The sequence below is a fragment of the Caballeronia udeis genome, from assembly GCF_001544555.2.
Taxonomy (GTDB): Bacteria; Pseudomonadota; Gammaproteobacteria; order Burkholderiales; family Burkholderiaceae; genus Caballeronia; species Caballeronia udeis.
Genome location: NZ_FCOK02000202.1, coordinates 1 through 1,295, shown reverse-complemented (window position 1 = coordinate 1,295; position 1,295 = coordinate 1). Strand labels below are relative to the sequence as shown.

Here is a 1,295-nt window from a genome sequence, read left to right as displayed (position 1 = left end):
CGCTTTACAGCGAGTAGTACATTTCGAACTCGATCGGATGCACAGCCTGGCGATAGCGCTGCAGTTCATTCGTCTTCAGTTCGATATACGCGTCGAGCATGGAGTCGGTGAACACGCCGCCAACCGTCAGGAACTCACGATCAGCGTTGAGCGCGTCCAGCGCTTCGTCGAGCCCGGCACACACGGTCGGGATCTTTGCATCCTCTTCCGGCGGCAGGTCGTACAGGTTCTTGTCTGCTGCTTCGCCCGGGTGGATCTTGTTCTGCACGCCATCCAGACCGGCCATCATCAGTGCGGAGAAGCACAGGTACGGGTTCGCCATCGGATCCGGGAAACGCGTTTCGATACGGCGGCCCTTCGGGTTCGACACGTGCGGAATACGAATGGAAGCCGAGCGGTTCTTGGCCGAGTAGGCGAGCTTCACCGGTGCTTCGAAGTGCGGCACCAGACGCTTGTACGAGTTCGTCGACGGGTTCGTGATGGCGTTCAGCGCGCGAGCATGCTTGATGATGCCGCCGATGTAGAACAACGCGAATTCCGACAGGCCTGCATATCCGTCGCCGGCGAACAGGTTCTTGCCGTCCTTCCAGATCGACTGGTGAACGTGCATGCCCGAGCCGTTATCGCCCACGACCGGCTTCGGCATGAACGTCGCCGTCTTGCCATACGTGTGCGCCACGTTATGAACGATGTACTTCAGTTGCTGCGTCCAGTCGGCGCGTTGAACCAGCGTCGAGAACTTCGTGCCGATTTCGTTCTGACCCTGGCCCGCCACTTCGTGGTGGTGCACTTCAACCGGAATGCCGATTTTTTCGAGCAACAGGCACATTTCCGAACGGATGTCCTGGAACGTGTCGACCGGCGCAACCGGGAAATAACCGCCCTTGGTGCCCGGACGGTGACCCGTGTTGCCGCCTTCGAATTCCATCGACGACGACCACGGTGCTTCTTCCGAACCGATCTTGACGAAGCAGCCCGACTGATCGGCGCTCCAGCGAACCGAGTCGAAAATGAAGAATTCCGGTTCCGGACCAAAGAAGGCGGCGTCGCCGAGACCCGAGCTCTTCAGATACGCTTCAGCACGCTTTGCGAGCGAGCGCGGATCGCGTTCATAGCCTTTGCCATCTGCCGGTTCCACCACGTCGCAGGACATCACGAGCGTCGACTCTTCATAGAACGGGTCGATGAACGCGGTATCCGCGTCCGGGATCAGCAGCATGTCCGACGCTTCGATGCCCTTCCAGCCGGCGATAGACGAACCGTCGAAAGCGTGGCCGCTTTCAAATTTGTCTTCG

Annotated in this window: 1 protein-coding gene; it reads right to left on the bottom strand. The window is 59.4% G+C overall.

Features of this window, described 5'->3' with window-relative positions:
* Positions 1–4: 4 nt before the first annotated feature.
* A partial coding sequence (gene glnA / locus AWB69_RS45195; RefSeq protein ID WP_062093235.1) for a type I glutamate--ammonia ligase occupies positions 5–1,295 on the bottom strand: 1,291 nt, incomplete at its 5' end.